The sequence below is a fragment of the Thermomonas alba genome (assembly GCF_022419205.1).
Classification (GTDB): Bacteria; Pseudomonadota; Gammaproteobacteria; order Xanthomonadales; family Xanthomonadaceae; genus Thermomonas; species Thermomonas alba.
In genome coordinates, this window is sequence record NZ_JAJOZU010000001.1 from 441,513 (window position 1) to 460,007 (window position 18,495).

Annotated in this window: 21 protein-coding genes; 11 read left to right on the forward strand and 10 right to left on the reverse strand. The window is 68.4% G+C overall.

Annotated elements, in window-relative coordinates; genetic code table 11:
- Positions 1-43: 43 nt before the first annotated feature.
- The 3 genes from arsJ to ML342_RS02125 are packed head-to-tail and all read right to left on the reverse strand — an operon-like array spanning position 44 to position 2,659.
- Positions 44-1,276 (reverse strand): organoarsenical effux MFS transporter ArsJ, encoded by a 1,233-nt coding sequence (arsJ, locus tag ML342_RS02115; protein WP_240125254.1) that lies wholly within the window; start codon positions 1,274-1,276, stop codon positions 44-46.
- Between the two features lie 6 nt (positions 1,277-1,282).
- A complete protein-coding gene (locus ML342_RS02120; RefSeq protein WP_240125255.1) occupies positions 1,283-2,287 on the reverse strand; it encodes an ArsJ-associated glyceraldehyde-3-phosphate dehydrogenase in 1,005 nt (334 codons plus the stop codon).
- A 42-nt stretch (positions 2,288-2,329) separates the two neighbouring features.
- Positions 2,330-2,659: an ArsR/SmtB family transcription factor gene (locus ML342_RS02125; RefSeq protein ID WP_240125256.1), complete on the reverse strand. Its 330-nt coding sequence runs from the start codon at positions 2,657-2,659 to the stop codon at positions 2,330-2,332.
- Positions 2,660-2,795: 136 nt separating this feature from the next.
- Between ML342_RS02125 and ML342_RS02130 the strand changes: the two genes are divergently transcribed.
- The 3 genes from ML342_RS02130 to ML342_RS02140 all read left to right on the forward strand — a co-directional run bounded on the left by ML342_RS02130 (position 2,796) and on the right by ML342_RS02140 (position 5,963).
- Complete coding sequence (locus tag ML342_RS02130; RefSeq protein WP_275672342.1) at positions 2,796-4,979, forward strand: heavy metal translocating P-type ATPase; 2,184 nt, start codon at positions 2,796-2,798, stop codon at positions 4,977-4,979.
- The gene (cueR, locus tag ML342_RS02135; protein ID WP_240125257.1) at positions 4,955-5,443 is read left to right on the forward strand and encodes a Cu(I)-responsive transcriptional regulator; all 489 of its coding nucleotides are present in this window, start codon (positions 4,955-4,957) and stop codon (positions 5,441-5,443) included. Before ML342_RS02130 ends, cueR begins: the two co-directional genes overlap by 25 nt.
- Before the next feature lie 109 nt (positions 5,444-5,552).
- Positions 5,553-5,963, forward strand: a complete 411-nt coding sequence (locus ML342_RS02140) for a DUF4124 domain-containing protein (protein WP_240125259.1) — start codon at positions 5,553-5,555, stop codon at positions 5,961-5,963.
- Here ML342_RS02140 and ML342_RS02145 read toward each other — a convergent pair.
- Positions 5,957-6,511, reverse strand: coding sequence for a lipocalin family protein (locus ML342_RS02145; RefSeq protein ID WP_240125260.1), 555 nt, complete (start codon positions 6,509-6,511; stop codon positions 5,957-5,959). The genes ML342_RS02140 and ML342_RS02145 overlap by 7 nt on opposite strands.
- A gap of 5 nt (positions 6,512-6,516) precedes the next feature.
- Positions 6,517-7,596 (reverse strand): SAM-dependent methyltransferase, encoded by a 1,080-nt coding sequence (locus ML342_RS02150; protein WP_240125262.1) that lies wholly within the window; start codon positions 7,594-7,596, stop codon positions 6,517-6,519.
- Positions 7,597-7,710: 114 nt separating this feature from the next.
- Here ML342_RS02150 and ML342_RS02155 point away from each other — a divergent pair, with 114 nt between their 5' ends.
- Positions 7,711-7,842, forward strand: a complete 132-nt coding sequence (locus tag ML342_RS02155; RefSeq protein WP_240125263.1) for a DUF2256 domain-containing protein — start codon at positions 7,711-7,713, stop codon at positions 7,840-7,842.
- A 13-nt stretch (positions 7,843-7,855) separates the two neighbouring features.
- Positions 7,856-8,521 carry an NAD(P)H-binding protein gene (locus ML342_RS02160; RefSeq protein ID WP_240125264.1) on the forward strand — a complete coding sequence of 222 codons (666 nt, stop codon included), beginning with the start codon at positions 7,856-7,858 and terminating at the stop codon, positions 8,519-8,521.
- Between the two features lie 25 nt (positions 8,522-8,546).
- Here ML342_RS02160 and ML342_RS02165 read toward each other — a convergent pair whose 3' ends face one another.
- A complete protein-coding gene (locus ML342_RS02165) occupies positions 8,547-9,947 on the reverse strand; it encodes a cryptochrome/photolyase family protein (RefSeq protein ID WP_240125265.1) in 1,401 nt (466 codons plus the stop codon).
- A gap of 246 nt (positions 9,948-10,193) precedes the next feature.
- Between ML342_RS02165 and ML342_RS02170 the strand changes: the two genes are divergently transcribed.
- Both ML342_RS02170 and ML342_RS02175 read left to right on the forward strand, forming a co-directional pair.
- Positions 10,194-11,480, forward strand: coding sequence for a cyclic di-GMP phosphodiesterase (locus tag ML342_RS02170; RefSeq protein WP_275672344.1), 1,287 nt, complete (start codon positions 10,194-10,196; stop codon positions 11,478-11,480).
- A 95-nt stretch (positions 11,481-11,575) separates the two neighbouring features.
- Positions 11,576-13,240, forward strand: coding sequence for an EAL domain-containing protein (locus ML342_RS02175; protein WP_240125267.1), 1,665 nt, complete (start codon positions 11,576-11,578; stop codon positions 13,238-13,240).
- Positions 13,241-13,252: 12 nt separating this feature from the next.
- On the opposite strand, the gene ML342_RS02180 is transcribed toward ML342_RS02175, so the two are convergent.
- The 4 genes from ML342_RS02180 to ML342_RS02195 form a co-directional block, all read right to left on the reverse strand.
- A complete protein-coding gene (locus tag ML342_RS02180; RefSeq protein ID WP_240125268.1) occupies positions 13,253-14,500 on the reverse strand; it encodes an ATP-binding protein in 1,248 nt (415 codons plus the stop codon).
- Positions 14,497-14,841 (reverse strand): flagellar protein FlgN, encoded by a 345-nt coding sequence (locus ML342_RS02185; RefSeq protein ID WP_240125269.1) that lies wholly within the window; start codon positions 14,839-14,841, stop codon positions 14,497-14,499. The genes ML342_RS02180 and ML342_RS02185 overlap by 4 nt, the downstream gene beginning before the upstream one ends.
- 7 nt (positions 14,842-14,848) lie before the next feature.
- Positions 14,849-15,166: a flagellar biosynthesis anti-sigma factor FlgM gene (gene flgM, locus ML342_RS02190; RefSeq protein ID WP_240125270.1), complete on the reverse strand. Its 318-nt coding sequence runs from the start codon at positions 15,164-15,166 to the stop codon at positions 14,849-14,851.
- Between the two features lie 78 nt (positions 15,167-15,244).
- The gene (locus tag ML342_RS02195; protein ID WP_240125271.1) at positions 15,245-15,802 is read right to left on the reverse strand and encodes a flagella basal body P-ring formation protein FlgA; all 558 of its coding nucleotides are present in this window, start codon (positions 15,800-15,802) and stop codon (positions 15,245-15,247) included.
- 101 nt (positions 15,803-15,903) lie between these two features.
- On the opposite strand from ML342_RS02195, the gene ML342_RS02200 reads away from it, so the two are divergent.
- From ML342_RS02200 to ML342_RS02215, 4 genes are all read left to right on the forward strand, one after another.
- Positions 15,904-16,818, forward strand: coding sequence for a chemotaxis protein (locus ML342_RS02200; RefSeq protein ID WP_240125272.1), 915 nt, complete (start codon positions 15,904-15,906; stop codon positions 16,816-16,818).
- A 182-nt stretch (positions 16,819-17,000) separates the two neighbouring features.
- Entirely contained in the window at positions 17,001-17,366 is a 366-nt protein-coding gene (gene flgB, locus ML342_RS02205; RefSeq protein WP_240125273.1) for a flagellar basal body rod protein FlgB, read from the forward strand.
- A 13-nt stretch (positions 17,367-17,379) separates the two neighbouring features.
- Positions 17,380-17,787 (forward strand): flagellar basal body rod protein FlgC, encoded by a 408-nt coding sequence (flgC, locus tag ML342_RS02210; protein ID WP_240125274.1) that lies wholly within the window; start codon positions 17,380-17,382, stop codon positions 17,785-17,787.
- Positions 17,788-17,789: 2 nt separating this feature from the next.
- Positions 17,790-18,467, forward strand: coding sequence for a flagellar hook assembly protein FlgD (locus ML342_RS02215; protein WP_240125275.1), 678 nt, complete (start codon positions 17,790-17,792; stop codon positions 18,465-18,467).
- The last annotated feature ends 28 nt before the right edge of the window (positions 18,468-18,495 follow it).

Consider the following 18,495-nt stretch of genomic DNA (forward strand, 5'->3'; position numbering starts at 1 on the left):
TGGCGATGGAGCGCATAGCCTCCACCTTCCCAGGGTGGGAAAGTCAAGCGGGCGTGGGCGAGGAGGGCGCTGCCCGATCGTGCCGCGGCAGCGCCAGCGAGATGAACGCGGCCAACAGCACGAACGCGGCCGAGATCCACAGGCAGGCGGTAAGCCCCGCGGCCTGGAACACCCAGCCCGAGAGCACCGTGCCGAGCAGGCGGCCCATCGCGTTGGCCATGTAGTAGAAGCCGACGTCCAGCGAGACGCCGTCCTCGCTGGCGTAGCTCACGATCAGATAGCTGTGCAGCGCGGAGTTGACCGCGAACAGCACGCCGAACACCAGCAGGCCGCCGATCAGGATCGGCGCGAACTGCGGCCGGCCGGAACAGGCCGCCATCAGCGCCGGCGCCAGCGCCAGCAACAGCGCCCACGCCGCGGCGCTGCGTCCATCCGGCACCTGCCCGCGGCGGCGGCCGGTGACCCACGGAGCCAGCGACTGCACCAGCCCATACCCGATCACCCAAGCCGCCAGGAATCCGCCGACCTGCCAGAAATCCCAGCCGAGGGAGTCGTACAGGAACACCGGCAGGGCGACCACGAACCAGACGTCGCGCGCGCCGAACAGGAACAGCCGCGCCGCCGACAGCAGGTTGATCGCACGGCTCTTGGAGAATGCCTCGCGGAACTTCGGCTTGGCCTTGGCCTTGCCCAGGTCGCGCTTCAGCAACACCAGGCTGGCCAGCCAGACCAGCAGCAGCATGCCGGCCATCGCTGCCACCGCGGCGCGGAAGCCGATCGCCGCCAGCAGCGCGCCTCCCAGGAAGAACCCCACGCCCTTGAGCGCATTCTTGGAGCCGGTCAGCGCCGCCACCCAGCGGAACAGCGCGCCCTGCTGCCCGCCCGGCACCAGCAGTTTGATGCTGGCCTTGGCGCTCATCTTGTTGAGGTCCTTGGCGATCCCCGACAACGCCTGCGCCGTCATGACCCAGGCCACGCTGAGCGCCGCCGGCGGCACCAGCAGCATGGCCAGCGCCGCCACCTGCAGCAGCAGGCCGATGTTCATGGTGCGGTTGAGCCCGATGCGCGCCCCCAGCCAGCCGCCCACCAGGTTGGTGACGACCCCGAACACCTCGTAGAACAGGAACAGCAGCGCGACCTGCAGCGGGCTGTAGCCCAGCTGATGGAAGTGCAGCACCACCAGCATGCGCAGGGCGCCGTCGGTGAGGGTGAAGGCCCAGTAGTTGCCGGTGATCAGCAGGTACTGGCGCACCTCGGGAGACAGCCGGGCCAGCATCGGCTTTCAGCCCGCGCGACCGACCAGCTGCACCAGCTCGCCGAGCCGGTTGGCATAGCCCCACTCGTTGTCGTACCAGGCATACAGCTTGACCTGGGTGCCGTTCACTACCAGCGTCGAGAGTGCATCTACGATGGCGGAGCGCGGGTCGTGCAGGAAATCGATCGACACCAGCGGGCGGGTCTCGTAGCCGAGGATGCCAGCCAGCTCGCCTTCGGCGGCCGCGCGCAGCAGGCCGTTGACTTCCTCCACGCTGGTTACGCGCTCCACTTCGAACACGCAGTCGGTGAGCGAGGCATTGGTCAGCGGCACCCGCACCGCGTGCCCGTCCAGCCGCCCGCGCAGTTCGGGGAAGATTTCCGCGATCGCAGTCGCCGAGCCGGTGGAGGTCGGGATCAGGCTGCTGCCGCAGGCGCGCGCCCGGCGCAGGTCCTTGTGCGGCGCATCCACGATCACCTGGGTATTGGTCAGGCTGTGTACGGTGGTCAGGCTGCCGTGGCGGATGCCGATGCCTTCGTGGATCACCTTCACCAGCGGCGCCAGGCAGTTGGTGGTGCAGGACGCGGCCGAGACGATGCGGTGCACGGCCGGGTCGAAGCGGTGGTGATTCACCCCCATCACCACGTCCAGCGCGCCGGCGGCCTTCACCGGCGCGGCCACCACCACCCGGCGCACGCCCTGGTCGAGATAGGGCTGCAGCACGTCCGGCTTGCGGAACTTGCCGGAGGATTCGATCACCACGTCGCAGCCAGACCAGTCGCTGGCGGCCAGCTCGCGGTTGCGGCTGACCGGGATGCGCACGCCGTCGATCACCAGGGCGTCGCCGTCGCTGGTGATGGCCGCGTCCCATCGGCCATGCACCGAATCGAACTGCAGCAGGTGGGCGAGGGTGGCGGCATCACCCGCCGGGTCGTTGATCTGCACGAAGGACAGCCCGGGCTTGCCCCAGGCGGCGCGCAGGGCCAGGCGCCCCATGCGCCCGAAACCATTGATGCCGATGCGGAGATTCATGTGGAGGCTCGCGTGTCGTGAGGGAAATCGTGGCGGAAGGGGTCAGGCACAGCCGCGGCGCGCGCCGGGCAGGCAGTCGCGGGTGCCGCTGCCCGCGCAGCAGTTGCGGGTGAGAAAGCCGATCAGCGCGTCCATCGCCGCGAAATCGGCGCGGTACCGGATCGCGCGGCCCTGCGGCTCGGCGCTGATCAGGCCGGTGCTGGCCAGTTCTTTCAGATGGAAGGACAGGGTGGCGCCCGGCAGGTCCAGCGCCTCGGCGATTTCCCCGGCCAGTCGCCCGTCCGGGCCGGCTTCCACCAGCAGGCGGAACACCGCCAGCCGGGTGGCCTGGCCCAGGGCGGCAAGAGCGGCGGTGGCGTCTTTCATTTCCATCTTTCCAGAATAATCGAACGACGGCACGGTAATCGCCGGATGTGACGCCGGCATGACGATCACGGCGCACCGGCTTGACCTTCCCATCTTGGTAAAGTCGAAACTGACATCCCTGCCCGTGCCGATGGAGATCCCCATGCATTCCGAATCTCCGCTGCGCCTGGACATCGCCGGGATGACCTGCGCCTCCTGCGTGGGCCGGGTGGAAAAAGCCCTGCGCAAGGTCGAGGGCGTGCGCGAGGCCAGCGTCAACCTGGCCACCGAGACCGCCGCGGTCATCGCCCCCGGCGTGCCCGCCGCGCGGCTGATCCAGGCGGTGGAGCAGGCCGGCTACCAGGCCCGCGTGCACGCCGACGCCGCGCCGCCGCCCGCCGTCTCGCGCGAAACCCGCCACCTGTGGCTGGCGGTGCTGCTGTCGCTGCCGCTGGCCGCGCCGATGCTGCTGATGCCGTTCGGCATCCACTGGGCGCTGCCCGGCTGGGCGCAATGGCTGCTGGCCACGCCGGTGCAGTTCTGGCTGGGCGCGCGCTTCTACCGCGCCGGGTTCGCCGCGCTGCGCGCGCGCAGCGGCAACATGGACCAGCTGGTCGCGCTCGGGACCAGCGCCGCCTACGGCCTGAGCGTGTATCACCTGCTGGCCGCGATGCCGGGTCACCACACACCGCCGCTGTATTTCGAATCCTCGGCGGTGGTGGTGACCCTGATCCTGTTCGGCAAGTGGCTGGAGGCGCGCGCCAAGCGCCAAGCAACTGATGCCATCCGCGCTCTGCAAGCGCTGCGCCCGGCGACCGCGCGGGTGCTGCGCGACGGGGTCGAAACGCCGGTGGCAGTGGATGCGGTGGCGGTGGGCGATACGGTGGTGGTGCTGCCCGGTGAGCGCATCCCGGTGGACGGGGTGGTGCTGGATGGGCGCAGCCATTGCGACGAATCCCTGCTCAGCGGCGAGTCGCGGCCGGTGCCAAAGGCGCCGGGCGACACCGTGACGGGCGGGGCGGTGAACGGCGAGGGCCGGCTGCACCTGCGCACCACCGCGGTCGGCGCCGAGACCGCATTGGCCCGCATCGTGCGGTTGGTGGAAGACGCGCAGGCGAAGAAGGCGCCGATCCAGCGCATCGTGGACAAGGTCAGCGCGGTGTTCGTGCCGGTGGTGATCGTGATCGCGCTGGTCACGCTGCTTGGCTGGGGCCTGGTCCGCGGCGACTGGACGCAGGCGCTGCTCGACGCGGTGGCGGTGCTGGTCATCGCCTGCCCCTGCGCGCTGGGCCTGGCGACCCCGGCAGCGGTGATGGCCGGCACCGGCGTGGCCGCGCGCGCCGGCATCCTGATCCAGGACGTGGAGGCGCTGGAAACCACCGGCCGCCTGCGCACGGTGGCATTCGACAAGACCGGCACGCTGACCGTCGGCAAACCCGCGCTGATGCGACTGCAGGCGCTGGAGGGCGACGAGGCGGCGCTGCTGGCGCTGGCCGCCGGGCTGCAGCAAGGCAGCGAGCATCCGCTGGCGAAGGCAGTGCTGGACGCGGCGCGCGCGCGCGGCATCGCGCCGGCCGCTGTCACCGGCATCGCGGCCGTGGCCGGGCGCGGCGTGCAGGGCGAGCAGGACGGCCGACGCCTGGTGCTGGGCCAGGCGCGCTGGCTGGCCGCGCTGGGCGTCGATCTGACGCCCATGCAGGAGGCGGCGCAGGCGGCCGAACGGCAGGGCCAGACGCTGTCCTGGCTGGCCGTGGCCATGCCCGACGGCTGGCAGGTAAGGGGGCTGCTGGCGTTCGGGGATACGCCGCGCCCGCAGTCCGCCGAGGCCATCGCCGCGCTGCGTGCGCTGGGCATTCGCCCGCTGCTGCTGACCGGCGACAGCCGCGGCGCGGCGCGTGCGCTGGCCGCCCAGGTCGGGCTGCACGAGGACGAAGTGCGCGCGGAGCTGCTGCCGCAGGACAAGCTGGAGGCGATCCGCGCCCTGGCCGCAGACGGTCCGGTCGGGATGGTCGGGGATGGGATCAACGATGCGCCGGCGCTGGCCGCGGCCACCGTTGGCTTCGCGATGGGCAGCGGCACCGACGTGGCGATGCACGCCGCCGGCATCACCCTGGTGCGCCCGGATCCGCGGCTGGTGGCGGATGCCATCGACATCTCGCGGCGCAGCGTGCGCAAGATCCACCAGAACCTGTTCTGGGCTTTCATCTATAACGTGGTGGGCATCCCGCTGGCGGCCCTGGGCCAGCTCGACCCGATGCTGGCGGGGGCGGCGATGGCCGCCTCCAGCGTCAGCGTCGTCAGCAATGCCCTGCTGCTGCGGCGATGGACACCGCGCGCCCGCGATTGATCCGCGAGAAGACCGACATGGCGAGTAAAACCCTCCGCCCCGAACTGGCCGACGCGCTGGCGCAGGGGCTGCACAACATCGGCCAGGCCGCCGCGCTGACCGGCGTGTCGGCCAAGATGATCCGCCACTACGAGGCGATCGGGCTGCTCGCGCCGGCCAGCCGCACGTTCGCGGGCTATCGCCTGTATGGCGAGCCCGAACTGCACCGGCTGCGCTTCATCAAGCGCGCGCGCTCGCTGGGGTTTTCGATCAGGCAGATCGAGACCCTGCTGGCGCTGTGGGACGACCCGCATCGCGCCAGCGCCGAGGTCAAGCGGCTGGCGCTGGCGCACGCCGCCGAACTGGAGCAGAAGATCCGCGAGCTGCAGGCCATGCAGCGCACGCTGGAGACGCTGGCGCGGCGCTGCCACGGCGACGGGCGCCCGACCTGTCCGATCCTGGAGGATCTCGCCGCAGGCGCTTGAATGCCTGCGGCATTTCCCGACCTTTCGCCGGCGTGCATGCCGACAGACAGGCACGCCGGTAGGCGCGACCCTGCATGCCGCGTTCCTTCGCGCATTCTGGGAGCTTGCGATGCCTTCGTTCACCGGCCTGCTCGTGCTGCTGTCCATCGCGCTGGCCTGCCCCGTCCGGGCAGAGCAGCTGTACCGCTGCGTGACGCCGCAGGGCTCCGTCAGCTACCAGGCGGCGCCATGCGCAGGAGCGGCGCGGCTGGACCGGGTGGTGGAATATCGACCCGATCCGGTGACGCCAGCCGCCGCCCGCCCCGCGCCAGCCCGGACGGCGCCTCCCGCTTGGCGCGCAGCAGGCCGCCGCGTATACGTCCTGCGCGTGCAGCAGCGCGCCGTTGCTACCGCCGCCCAACGCTGCCGGGCCGCGCGCGAGCGGCGTGAAGCGGCGCTGCAGCGGCTGGGGCTGAAGCGCCGCTATGCCCAGCTCAGCCAGCTGGATGCCGAGCTGCGCGCGGACTGCCCGCGCTATTGAGCGGTGGGCGCGATCACGTGCGGGATGCGCCGCCATTTGCCGAGATCGTAGCCCCAGCCCTGCAGGCGGCGGCGCGCGGCCTCCAGCTCGGCCTCGGGGACCGCCGGCGAGCGCGCGAATACCCAGGCGTAGTCGCGGGCATCGCGCGCCACCAGCATCAGGCCGTAGTCCTCGCGCAGCCAGGCCACGATGTACTGCGCCTTGACCGGGCCGAACACGCGCACGTCCCACACTGCATTGCCGGTGCCCGGGCGAACCCGCGCCGGCGCCTCGATGTGCTTGCGCGGGCCTTCGGCCCCGCCCTGGTTGAAGGTCAGGGTGGTCAGGATGCTGCCATCACGGCGCAGGGTGTAGGTCTGCACCGCGTTCCAGGCGGTGCGTTCGAATGGTGTCGGCATGCCACCCACCAGATACCAGGTGCCCATGAAGCGCGGCAGATCCAGCTGCGGCACTGGCGGGATCGGCGGATGGCTGGCCCCCGCGCTGGCCACCGCCAGCAGCAGGGCGGCGAGCAGCGCGGCCGCCCGCTGCCGGCGGGCCCGGCGCACCGGGTTCAGCCGCGCTCGAACAGGTAGTGCGACACCAGCCATTCCTGTCCATCCGCGTAGCCGAACAGCTCGGCGCAGGCCATCCAGAACATCCGCCAGCGCTGGAACCACAGCCCGGCGGCATCGCCGTAGGCCTTTCGCAGCACCACCATCACCTCCTCGCGGTGCGCGTCCTGGGCCTGCAGCCAGTGATTGGCGGTCTTCTCGTAATGGGTGCCATCCACCAGCCACTGCTGGCGGATCTTCAGGGTCTGCTGGAAATGCAGCAGGGTGTCGGCCGCCGGCATCAGCCCGCCGGTGAAGAAATGCCGGCCCATCCAGTTGTCGCGCCCTCGAGTCTCGAACGGGTAGAGCAGGGTGCGGTGGGCGAAGATGTGCACGAACAGCCGTCCGCCCGGGCGCAGCCAGTGGCCGATGCGTCCCAGCAGGCGCTCGTAGTTGCGCATGTGCTCGAACATCTCGATCGACACGCAGCGGTCATAGGCAGAGGCTGGCAGTTCCAGCGCGTTCACGTCGCGGGTGAGCACCTGCACGTTGCCGATCCCGCGCTCGCGGCAGCGCGCCTCGATGAAGCTACGCTGTGCATGCGAGTTGGACACCGCGGTGATGCGCGCGTTCGGATAGCGCTCGGCCATCCACAGCGTGAGCGAGCCCCAGCCGCAGCCCAGTTCCAGGATGTCCTGGCCATCGGCCAGCCCGGCGCGCTCGGCGTACAGCGCCAGCATCGCCTCCTCGGCCTCGGCCAGGGTCTCGTCGCCCTGCGGGTAGTAGCAGCAGGAATATTTCAGCCGCGGACCGAGGCAGCGGGTGAAGAACGCCGGCGGCAGCTCGTAGTGCTGGGCGTTGGCGGCCTCGGTCTCGATCGCCACCGGGCTCTGGCGCAGTTCCTCTAGTCGCGCGCGCTGGCGTGCGGATTGCGCTTCCACCCCGCCGGCGAGTTCGTCGCGCAGGCGCTGCGCGCACAGGCGGCGGATGCCGGCGCGGATTGCGGCATCCGGCAGCCAGCCGCGTTCGGCCAGCCCCAGCAGGCCGGGCGCGGGTTGGTCCTTGGCCAGTTCCTGGCGGTCGAGGGTGACGGTGGTCATGGCGGGCTCCTGCTCTCCGCGCAGGCCGACTGGATCACCGGCCAGGTGCTGGGCGTGGACGGCGGCCGCGGCACGGTCGCGGGCAAGTGAGGGCAGGGCGCGCCGATGCCGCGGATGCGCCGCAAGCACGAACTTCCGCAGAAGCCCTGCGCGACCTGCGGGCGGCCATTTGCATGGCGGCGCAAATGGGCGCGCGACTGGGAGGCCGTGCGCTACTGTTCCCGGCGCTGCCGGGGACGCGATTGAGAGGAGTCGGGCGATGGGCAAGCAGGTGCTGTTGATCGGTGCGACCGGGCTGGTGGGGCAGGGCGTGCTGAAGTCCCTGCTGGAAGCGCCGGTCATCAGCCGCGTGGTGGCGGTGGTGCGGCGGCCGCTGGACGTCGCGCACCCCAGGCTGGAGGTGCGGCAAGTCGCCGACTTCTCCGCCAGCGCGCTGGAGCGACTCGACCTGCGCAACCTGGAGGCCTGTCTGTACTGCGCCGGCCCGCTGCCGCTGGGCATGACCGAAGCCGCCTACCGCGAAGCCACGGTCGGCACCCTCGCGCGGGTGGTGCAGGCCTATGCTCGGGCGAACCCGGAGGGCTTTGTCGCCTACGTCTCCGGCGCGGGCGCCGACCCTGGCAGCCGGCTGATGCCGCTGCGGGTGAAGGGCGAGGCCGAAGCCGCGCTCGCCGCCAGCGGGCTGGCCCATACCTGCCTGCGTCCCGGGGTGGTGCGTCCGGTCGATGGCGTGCGTTCGCCGCACCGCCTGCGTAGCCTGGCCTATCGCCTTGGCGATCCGCTGCTGGGGCTGGCCGCGCACCGGGCGCCGGCCATCTTCACCACCACGGCTGCGATCGGTGCCTGCATGCTGCGCCTGGTGTGCGCCAGCGGGCCGCGCCCAACCGTGATCGAGAACGCGGACATCGCGCGGTGGGGCGGCTGATGCACTCGTGGGATCCTTACCGGCTTCAGGCCGCCGGCAAGGCCTCCCAGGCCGCCAGCGCGGCTTCGCGCGAGGCCGCCATGTCCACCATCGGCGCGGGATAGCCGCAGGCGGCCAGCGCGGACGGGTTCTTCCAGGCCTCGTGCAGGGTCTTGGCCGGCAGCGCCGCCAACTCCGGCAGCCAGCGCTTGAGGTAGGCCGCGTCGGGGTCGAACTTGGCCGACTGCAGGTAAGGGTTGAACACCCGGAAATAGGGGGCGGCATCCGCCCCGCAGCCGGCCACCCACTGCCAGCCCAGGGTGTTGTTGGCCAGATCCGCATCCACTAGCGTGTCCCAGAACCAGCGCGCCCCATGCAGCCAGTGCTGGCGCAGGTTCTTGGTCAGGAAGCTGGCCACCACCATGCGCACGCGGTTGTGCATCCAGCCGGTCTGCCACAACTCGCGCATGCCGGCATCCACCAGGGGGATGCCGGTGCGGCCGCGTTGCCAGCGTTCCAGCAGGGCGGGGTCGTCCTTCGCCCACGGGAAGGCATCGAAGCGCGGGTTGAAGTTGGCGTGCGGCGTGTACGGGAAGTGATAGAGCAGGTGGTAGGCGAACTCGCGCCAGCCGAGTTCGCGCAGGTAAGGGGTGAGATCCGCGCCCTCGGCGCGTTCGCGCAGGTGCGCATGAATCTGGCGCGGGGTGATTTCGCCAAAATGCAGATGCGGCGACAGGCGCGAGGTGCCGTGGCGGGCCGGCAGGTCCCGTAACTTCGCATAATCATTCACGGCATCGTCCGCGAAGATCTCCAGCAGCTCCTGCGCCCCGGCTTCGCCCGGCGTCCACTGCGCGGCAAGACCCGCATCCCAGCGGATCACCGGCAGCAGCTTCAACGCCTCGATCGGCACGCTGCCGTCAGCGATCCCCCATTGCCGGGGACGCGCCTCTGGTAGCGGCCGCGGTGGCGGCAGTTGCGCAGACAGCCGGCGCCAGAACGGGGTGAACACCCGGTATGGCTGGCCGCTGTCGGTCGTCAGCATCCACGGCTCTTGCCAAAGATTGCCCGGATGGCTGTGAACCTCTATCCCGTCGGCGCGCAGCGCGGCTTTCAAGGCGGAATCGTGGGCAATCGCGGCCGGCTCGTAGCGCCGACTCCAATACACCGCGCGGGCGCCGCTGGCGATACACAGCTGGCGAATGCAGGTCAGGGGATCGCCCGTTGCGACATGCAGGCGTCCGCCTTGGCATGACAAGGCTTGATCCAGCGCGCGCAGGCTGTGATGCAGCCACCATCGGCTGGCCGCGCCCGGCGCCCAGTCGCCATCGGCGGCCGAATCGTGAACGTATACCGGCAGGATACGGTCGTGAGCCGTGCAAGCGGCGTGCAGCGCGGGATGATCGGACAGGCGCAGATCGCGCCGGAACAGCACCAGGGCGGTGGACATTCAAGGCACCGGGTCGGAGGTCGATAGTGGTAGTGCTGGCTTATACGTGAACCCGGGGTGTTTCGATGCGGACATTTCGGCATCGCCCCTTGTCTATTACATAATATGTATTATGCGAAATAAAGACTCCATCCTGCGCGGGTCCCGATCCCGCGCTGCCGCGGCTGGCGGATCTCTCCTCCGGCCAGCTTCTTCTCACGGGCGCACGATATCCTCTCTCTTCTTGGAGACCGGTTTAGCTGTCTCATGAGTCCCACGATTCTCCAAATCCCAGTCTCCCGCCTGCGTGTCGGCATGTATCTGCACAAGCTGGGCGGCTCGTGGCTGGATCACCCGTTTCTGCGCAACAGCTTTCTGCTGGAGGATCCCAAAGATCTGCAGCGCATCATCGCATCCGGCATCCAAAGCGTCTGGATCGATACCGCGCGCGGCCTGGGGCTGGATGGGCCGGAAGCCTCGGCGCCGTCCCCTGCGGCAGATGATGAACCTGACGGTCGGGCGAACGCTTCCACGACGGCGGGCCTGACCGAGGCCGAGCGCGAGGAAATCGCGCAGGACCGCATGCCCGAGCGGTTCCGGCAGCCAATGCAATCGGCCGGCCCGGTGGCGCTGCATGCCGAAATCGAGCGTGCGCGTGAGATTTGTCTGTCCGGCAAGCAGCAGGTCATGGCGCTGTTCGGCGAGCTGCGCCTCGGCAACAGCATCGAGCCGGAAAGCGTGCTGCCGCTGGTCGAGGAGATGCAGGCCTCGGTCTTGCGCAACCCTTCGGCGCTGATCAGCGTGGCCCGGCTGAAGACGCATGACGACTACACCTACCTGCACTCGGTGGCGGTGGCGGCGCTGATGCTGGCACTGGCCCGCCAGCTCGGCCTGGATCCCGTGCAGACGAAGATGGCCGGCTGCGGCGGGTTGATGCACGACCTTGGCAAAGCCTTCATGCCGCTCGAGATCCTCAATAAACCCGGGCGGCTCACCGATGAGGAGTTCGCGGTGATGAAGACCCACCCGGCCGCTGGCGCGCGCGCGCTGCAGGAAGCTGGCGCGGAAGCCGGAGTCATCGACATCGCCCTACACCACCACGAACGCATGGATGGGCGCGGCTATCCGCATGGATTGCGGGGAGAAGAGATCTCGCTGCTGGCGCGGATGGGGGCGATTTGCGACGTGTACGATGCAGTGACATCGGTACGCGCGTACAAGGCGCCGTGGGATCCGGCCGGCGCGATGCGCGAGATGGCGCGCTGGGAGGGGCATTTCGACAAGCGGATTTTCAACGCATTCGTCAAGACGGTGGGCATCTATCCGATCGGCGCCCTGGTGCGGCTGGCTTCCGAACACCTGGCCGTGGTCGCCGAGCAAAGCAGCGAGTCCCTGCTCAAACCCAAAGTGCGGGTGTTTTACTCGCTGCGGCGCAAGGAAAAGGTGCTGGTGCACACGCTCGACCTCGCCGATCCGGCCTGCCAGGACAGTATCGTTGGCCCTGAAAACCCGGAAAAATGGGGCTTCACCAACCTCGAAGCCCTCTGGCTGTGAACTCCATGGCGCATCTTGACGAGCGAAGCAACGCCATCTCGACGGGAACTGTGGAACTGCATCGACTCGGCGCCAGCGGCCCTAGCCTGGCCTCGGTGATCGCGAGTATCGGCCCTCAGCGCAAGCTGGCCCTGCTGCATATCGATCTGGATGGAGTCGGCAGCATCAACGCCACTCTGGGCGAAAACATCGTCGAGCGGGTGCTGGCGGTGACCGCGCAGCGCCTGCAACAGGCAATGCCGCCTGGTACCTGGCTGTGGCAACTTGCCAGCGAGGAGTTCCTCGCTGCGATCGCCTATCGCGACGGTGAGCCGGATGGCGAGCAACTGGCAGAGTGCCTGCGTGAGGCGTTCGAACCCCCTGTGCAGGTTGCTCCCTACAGCCTCGACATCACCCTGGCGATCGGCTTGGCGGTCTATCCGGATCACGCGCATGATGCTGCCAGCCTGCTGGCTGCGGCCGAGCAGGCGATGCGCCGGGCCAAACGCGCAGGCCCGGGCGGCTTTTCGCAGTTCGCGCCCGAACCACAGCACGCGGCAGCCACCGATCCGTTGCAGGGCCACCGCTTCGTCGATGCCATCGCGCGCAGCGAGTTCCGTCTGTACTACCAACCCACGGTCAGCGCGCAGGATGGCAGCATCGTTTCGTGCAGCGCGCTGCTGCGCTGGCACAACACCCAGGAAGGCGTGCTGCGCGCCAGCCGCGTGCTGCCGGCGGTCGAGCGTGCCGGCTTGTCCGCCCCGGTTGGGCTGTGGACCATCGAGACCGCAATGCGGCAGATGCGGCGCTGGCGTGAGCAGGGCATCGACTATCTCACGGCGGCGGTGCCGCTGGATATGGCATTGCTGACCCGCCGCGAGTGCCCGGACCTGATCGGCGAGTTGTTCCATCGCAACGAAGTCCCGGCCAGCGCGTTCGAGTTCGAGATCTCGGAGGCGGCGCTGGCGATGGAGGCGTTGCATCTGGCGGGGAATCTTGCCGCCTTGCGCGCCATGGGCGCGACCTTGGCCTTGGCCGATTTCGGCATGCGCGGACTCAGCCTGGTCAGCCTGGCCAGGCACCCGCTGGATCGGCTCAAGATCGACCGTAGTTTCCTGCGCGAGGTGATCCGCTCGCCACGCAGCGCCGCGCTGGTGCGCGCCATCATCGCCATGGGCCACAAGCTGGGCATGACCGTGGTGGCCAAAGGCGTGGAGACCGAAGCCGAGCTCGGCTTTCTGCGCCGCCATCACTGCGATTTCTTCCAGGGATATCTGTTCAGCCCGCCGCTGCCGGATACGGACATCGACGAACTGCTGCGCCGCCGCTTCCTGCTTCCGCAGGTGTTTCAAACGGGCGCGGATCAACAACCGACGCGCACCCTGCTGTTGCTGGACGATGAGGAAAACGTGCTGCGCTCGCTGGTGCGGCTGCTGCGCCGCGATGGCTACCGCCTGCTCACGGCGAGCAGCGTGAATGAAGCCTTCGACCTGCTGGCCCGCAACGACGTCCAGGTGATCGTGTCCGACCAGCGCATGCCGGACATGAGCGGCACCGAGTTCCTGGGACGGGTGCGCGACATGTATCCGGACACCATCCGGCTGGCGCTGTCGGGCTATACCGATGTCAACACCATCAGCGAGGCGGTAAACCAGGGAGCGGTCTTCCGGTTCCTCCTCAAGCCGTGGGATGACGCCGAACTGCGTGGGCACATCCGCGCCGCGTTTCGTCTGGCCGAGCAGCGCCGCGCCCAGGTCATTCCCAGCGAAGACGCCGAGTGATCGGCGCGCCGGTCACTCCACGTCAGACGGCAGCTTGGCAGCCTCTTGCGTCGCATCCTGCGGCTGCCGGATCGGCAAGACCACCCGGAAGGTACTGCCCTGCCCCACCGTGCTGGTGACTTCGATCCGGCCGTGGTGCTTGGCCACGATGCTGTAGGAGATCGCCAGCCCCAGGCCGGTGCCACGTCCGATCGGCTTGGTGGTGAAGAACGGATCGAACAGATGCGGCATCACTTCCGGAGGAATGCCGCAGCCGGTATCGCTGATACTGATCCACACTTCCTTGTCGTCGCAGCCGCTGGCGAGCACGATGGTGCCGCGCTGCTCGATCGCCTGGCTGGCATTGAGCAGCAGATTGAGAAAGACCTGGTTGATCTCCGAGGCCAGGCACTCCACCAGCGGCAGGCTGGAATAGTGCTTCTCCAGCCGCACCTTGTACTTGAGGTCGTTCCAGACGATGTTGAGGGTGGAGTCCAGTCCCTGCAGCAGGTCGGCCGGCTGCATTTTCTGGTCGCGTCCCACCCGCGAGAAATCCTTGAGGTCCTGCACGATCTTGGTGACGCGCTCGATGCCCTCGCGCGACTCCTTGAGCAGGTTGGGCAGGTCGCCGAGGATGTAGTCGATGTCCAGCTGCTGGCGTGCCTGCATGATCTCCTGACGGCGTGCGGCAGGATCCTCGGAAAACAGCGCCTCGTGATATTTCTCGACCAGCGCCAGCAGCGCGGCGCTGTACTCCTGCAGGGTTCCGAGGTTGGAGCCGACGTACCCGATCGGGTTGTTGATCTCGTGCGCCACGCCTGCGGCCAGCTGGCCGATCGACGCCATTTTCTCGGACCGCAGCAGCTGCTCTTGGGTGGTGGCCAGGCGTTCCACCGTGCGCTGCAGCTCGGCGTACTGGCGCTGGCGCTCGTCGCGCGCGCTGATGTCTACGAGCACCATCAGACAGTGCGGTGTGTCCGGCGACTGCCCGCAATGGATCTCGAGGGCCAGCGGATGCTCCGGATCCGGCCGCACGACACCTTTCCAATACCCATCCCGGAGCGCGCTCTCCCACTGCGCATCGCTGACTAGGGCGACCAGAGACTCGGCTCCTGCAGCCGGCTCCAGATCGAGCTTACCTGCCAGCGCCTGCGCCGCCGGATTGGCAAGATGCACGCGGCGCTGCGCATCCAGCAGCAAGACCGGAAAGCCAATCGTGCTGGCGGCCCAGCGCGCGTCATCGCTCCACAGCCCGGTGGGCGGGTCAAGCGGCTCGCTCATCCACACCCCAGCAGGCGGCTTCCTGCATACGTGCTGCGAGTAAAGCCGGACATGTCATAGGTACCCGTGGCCTCGCTGCGGCCGAGGTAGCGCAAGGTCCAGGCGATCTCGCGGCGGCGGCGAGCCAGCAGCACGGCATTGGCTTGATTGAGCGCTTGCAGCGCCTGAATGCGCGCGTGATCCTCCGGCCCGGCGACGCGTTCGGCGTCGCGCAGGGCTGCCAGCTTCGCATAGGCCGCCTGCAGCAGTGCATCGACGTCATGCTCCAGCAAAGCCCGCCGCTCGGCCTGCAGGGCCTGCTCCAGCGCGTCCAGCGGATGCACGTCGACGTCGGCGCTCATGGGATCGTCACTTCAGGATGTCGCGCTCCAGCGCGAGCATGCGGTCGGCAATGTCCTGCGGGTGGATCTGGTAGCTGCCGCCATCGATGGCGCTGCGGATTTCCTTGACCTTGGCCAGATCCACCTTGGGCGGGGTCGCCAGTTCCTTGGCCAATGCCTTCAGGCCGACGGCCTCGCCGGTCAGGCGCAGGCTGTCCACCGGAGGGGTGGCTTGCACCGACGGTGCGCGTACGCTGCCCGCGCGTGCCTGCGCCGTCTCGGCGAGATTTCTCGCCTCCATGGCGGCCTGTTTTGCAGGCAGGTGGCCTTCGATTTTCGTGTTCATGACCAGCGGTTCCGAGGTGGGGCAAGCCAGATAACGGCCGACTGCAGCCGGACTTTAGGCGGATTCGGCGGAAAAACATCAATTTACGACGTCCACCGTACCGTCGGCGTTCAGGCGGCCGCGGATGATCCGGTGCGAGCTGTCGTTTTCCACGTTCAGGATGTTGCCCGCCACCGCCTGCCCGAGCGCGCGGCCGCCCATGCGGACTTCGGAGTTGCCGACACGGGCGCGCAGCACCACCGGATCCCCGCGCCTGACGATAACGGCCGCCGCGCCGGAATCCGTCGCCTGCCCGGAGGCGGCCGTGCCAACGGGCGTCGCCGGGCCGTTGCGGACCGGCACGAACAGGCGCCAGCCGGGGGTATCCGGACAGCGCACGTCGGCCACGGTCGGGGTGCTCGGCGTCGCCGTGAGGGGCTGACGGCAGGCGGCCAGACGCAGCCCTGGCGCGACCATGGCCTGGACGCCGGGGCCGGCCTGCAGCGCGCTCAGCGCAGCCTGCTGGATCGCCGCGATGTCTTGCAGAGGTTGCTGCGCGAATACCGGGGCGCACAAGGCAGCGACCACCCATGGCAGGCCGAACCGCCCAACAAGACGCCGGCGCAGGTAGGAGACGGGAGGGCGATGGATTTGCATGGGACTGGCGTGCATGAAGTAGGCCCGGACGTTGGATGCAAAGCAAAACCCATGCCCTCGCAGCCCCTCAAGATGGAACGAGCGCGGCCGACAATGCCGTCATGGCGCGCAATCAACTTCTCGACCGTATCGACCAACGCATCCGTCTGGCCGGCCACAACCGCCTGGCCTTGTTGCTGTTCCGGTTGGGAGGGCGGCAGGTCTTCGGAGTGAACGTGTTCAAGGTGCAGGAGGTCCTGCAGCGCCCGCCCCTGTTCACCCTGCCCCAGCTCCCCCCCAGCTTTCTCGGCGCCGCGGACATCCGCGGCCGCAGCGTGCCGGTGCTGGATCTTGCCGCCGCCATCGGCCAGCCGGGCGACCCGAACGCCAACTATCTGGTGGTGACCGAGTTCAACCGCAGCGTGCAGGGGTTTTTGGTCTCCGCGGTGGATCGCATCGTGAACATCGCGGTGGAGGACGTAAAGCCGCCCCCGGAGCTGGGCAACGATCCCCACTATCTGGTCGGGGTCACCCGCTATCACGACGAGCTGATCCAGCTGGTGGACGTTGAGAGCGTGCTGGCCGAGGCGCTACCGGCACAAACCGGGCATCTTTCCGTGCTGCCGGCGGCGCAAGGCGGCCGCTATGAGGTGCTGGTAGTGGACGATTCACGGGTGGCGCGCAACCAGATCCGCAGCGTGCTGGATCAACTCGGGCTGGGCTGCACCCAGATGTCCGACGGCCGCCAGGCGCTGGAGCATCTCAGGCAGATCGCCGCCAGTGGCCAGCGCCCCGCGCAGCGCTATGCGATGGTGATCTCCGATATCGAGATGCCCGCGATGGACGGCTACACGCTCACGTCGGAAATCCGACGCGACCCGATGCTGAAAGATCTCTACGTGCTGCTCCACACCTCTCTTTCGGGTGTGTTCAACCATGCCATGGTCGAACGGGTCGGCGCGGACGATTTCGTTCCGAAGTACTCGCAGGAAGAACTGGCGGAGCGGATCGCGGCCAGAATCTCACAGCTTGGATGAAGTTTTATATCCAATCCATTGTTTTATATGGATTGACTTCTTGAGAAGGGGTAGTTGCAAGCCGCCTTTTCAGCAGGGCGCGCCCCGCCAGCCTCGATGACAATACCCGCATGGCGGGACGTCGTCACGGCTTCGGCATGCTATTTGCTTGAACTCATGCGAACACGCCCCAGGAGGGTCGCATGAGTGATTTCCTCGGCATCCACGGCACGGCCTTGATCCTGCGCGAGCAGCGGCTACAGGTGCTCGCCTCCAACCTGGCCAATGCCGACACTCCAGGCTTTCAGGCCCAGGATCTGGATTTCACCGCGGCGCTCCAGGCCGCGCTGGCGCCGACGGCAGGCGCGGCCGGCGAAGACCGCTACCAGGGCGCGGTCGGCGCGGCGCTCTACGCGCGTCCAAGCGCCCAGCCCAGCCTGGATGGCAACACCGTCGATACCGCGCGCGAACAGGCCGCATTCTCGCAAGCGGCGCTGGAGTACCGGGCATCGATGGCGTTCGTCGAATCCAAGGTCAGAACCATGCTGACCGCGATCACCGGCCAGTAAGCGGAGGCAGGCCATGAGCAATCTCCCGATCTTCGATGTCGCCGGGTCGGCCATGCAGGCGCAATCGGTGCGCCTGAGCACGGTGGCCAGCAATCTGGCGAATGCCAATACCGTCGCCGGCAGCCCGGAAGGCGCCTATCGCGCCCGGCAGCCGGTATTCATCGCCGAGGCCGTCCCCGACAACCCGGCGCTCTCCGGTGTGCGCGTTGCCGAAGTCCGCGAGAGCACGGCCGCACCGGTCAAACGCTATGACCCGGGCAACCCGCTGGCCGATGCGCAGGGCTATGTGTATGCCCCCGACGTGGATCCGGTGGCGCAAATGGTGGACATGATCTCCGCCTCGCGCAGCTATCAGGCCAACGTCGAAGTCTTCAACAGCGCCAAGGAACTGGCGGTCGCCACACTCAACATGGGCCGCTGACCATGAACACCATCGGATCCACCGCCGCCGCCGATAACCCGTACGCGCAGTTCGCGTTGCCAGACGCGGCCTCCAAGAAAGGCTCCACCGGCAGCATGGGCCAGGCCGACTTCCTGCGCCTGATGACCGTGCAGATGAAGAATCAGGACCCGCTGAACCCCCTCAAAGGCGCGGAGTTCCTGGGGCAGCTTGCGCAGTTCTCCACCGTGCAGGGCATCGAGAACATGCAGCAGGCCATGAGCGCCATGGCCACGGTGATGGAGAACGATCAATCCCTGCGCGCCGCGACGCTGGTGGGGCACAACGCCCTGGTCGATGCGGACAAGGTCCAGCTGGACGGCGGCAGCGGCGCCAGCGGCGAAATCAACGTCAACCGCGCCGGGCCGGTGCAGCTCGAGATCGTGGATGCCAGCGGCAGCGTGGTGCGCCGGCTCAGCTTCCAGGCCCAGCAGGCCGGCGCCGTCAAGTTCGTCTGGGATGGCAGGGATGAAGCCGGCAACGTCGTTCCCGCCGGGCAGTTCACTTTCCGCGCCACCGCCGGCAGTGGTAAGGACACCGAGGCGCTGGCGGTGCGCCTCGCCTCCCGTATCGACAGCGTCTCGATCGAACCCCAGGGACTGGTGCTCAACCTTGCCGGTCTCGGCAGCTACCCGCTCTCTTCCGTCCGACGCATCGGCTGATCGCGGCCGATTTCCCCAATCAGGAGCG

Coding starts and splice junctions, on each gene's coding strand:
- arsJ (WP_240125254.1), bottom strand. CDS start 1,276: ATGCTGGCCCGGCTGTCTCCCGAGGTGCGCCAGTACCTGCTGATCACC.
- ML342_RS02120 (WP_240125255.1), bottom strand. CDS start 2,287: ATGAATCTCCGCATCGGCATCAATGGTTTCGGGCGCATGGGGCGCCTG.
- ML342_RS02125 (WP_240125256.1), bottom strand. CDS start 2,659: ATGGAAATGAAAGACGCCACCGCCGCTCTTGCCGCCCTGGGCCAGGCC.
- ML342_RS02130 (WP_275672342.1), top strand. CDS start 2,796: ATGCATTCCGAATCTCCGCTGCGCCTGGACATCGCCGGGATGACCTGC.
- cueR (WP_240125257.1), top strand. CDS start 4,955: ATGGACACCGCGCGCCCGCGATTGATCCGCGAGAAGACCGACATGGCG.
- ML342_RS02140 (WP_240125259.1), top strand. CDS start 5,553: ATGCCTTCGTTCACCGGCCTGCTCGTGCTGCTGTCCATCGCGCTGGCC.
- ML342_RS02150 (WP_240125262.1), bottom strand. CDS start 7,596: ATGACCACCGTCACCCTCGACCGCCAGGAACTGGCCAAGGACCAACCC.
- ML342_RS02155 (WP_240125263.1), top strand. CDS start 7,711: ATGCGCCGCAAGCACGAACTTCCGCAGAAGCCCTGCGCGACCTGCGGG.
- ML342_RS02160 (WP_240125264.1), top strand. CDS start 7,856: ATGGGCAAGCAGGTGCTGTTGATCGGTGCGACCGGGCTGGTGGGGCAG.
- ML342_RS02165 (WP_240125265.1), bottom strand. CDS start 9,947: ATGTCCACCGCCCTGGTGCTGTTCCGGCGCGATCTGCGCCTGTCCGAT.
- ML342_RS02170 (WP_275672344.1), top strand. CDS start 10,194: ATGAGTCCCACGATTCTCCAAATCCCAGTCTCCCGCCTGCGTGTCGGC.
- ML342_RS02180 (WP_240125268.1), bottom strand. CDS start 14,500: ATGAGCGAGCCGCTTGACCCGCCCACCGGGCTGTGGAGCGATGACGCG.
- ML342_RS02185 (WP_240125269.1), bottom strand. CDS start 14,841: ATGAGCGCCGACGTCGACGTGCATCCGCTGGACGCGCTGGAGCAGGCC.
- flgM (WP_240125270.1), bottom strand. CDS start 15,166: ATGAACACGAAAATCGAAGGCCACCTGCCTGCAAAACAGGCCGCCATG.
- ML342_RS02195 (WP_240125271.1), bottom strand. CDS start 15,802: ATGCAAATCCATCGCCCTCCCGTCTCCTACCTGCGCCGGCGTCTTGTT.
- ML342_RS02200 (WP_240125272.1), top strand. CDS start 15,904: ATGGCGCGCAATCAACTTCTCGACCGTATCGACCAACGCATCCGTCTG.
- flgB (WP_240125273.1), top strand. CDS start 17,001: ATGAGTGATTTCCTCGGCATCCACGGCACGGCCTTGATCCTGCGCGAG.
- flgC (WP_240125274.1), top strand. CDS start 17,380: ATGAGCAATCTCCCGATCTTCGATGTCGCCGGGTCGGCCATGCAGGCG.
- ML342_RS02215 (WP_240125275.1), top strand. CDS start 17,790: ATGAACACCATCGGATCCACCGCCGCCGCCGATAACCCGTACGCGCAG.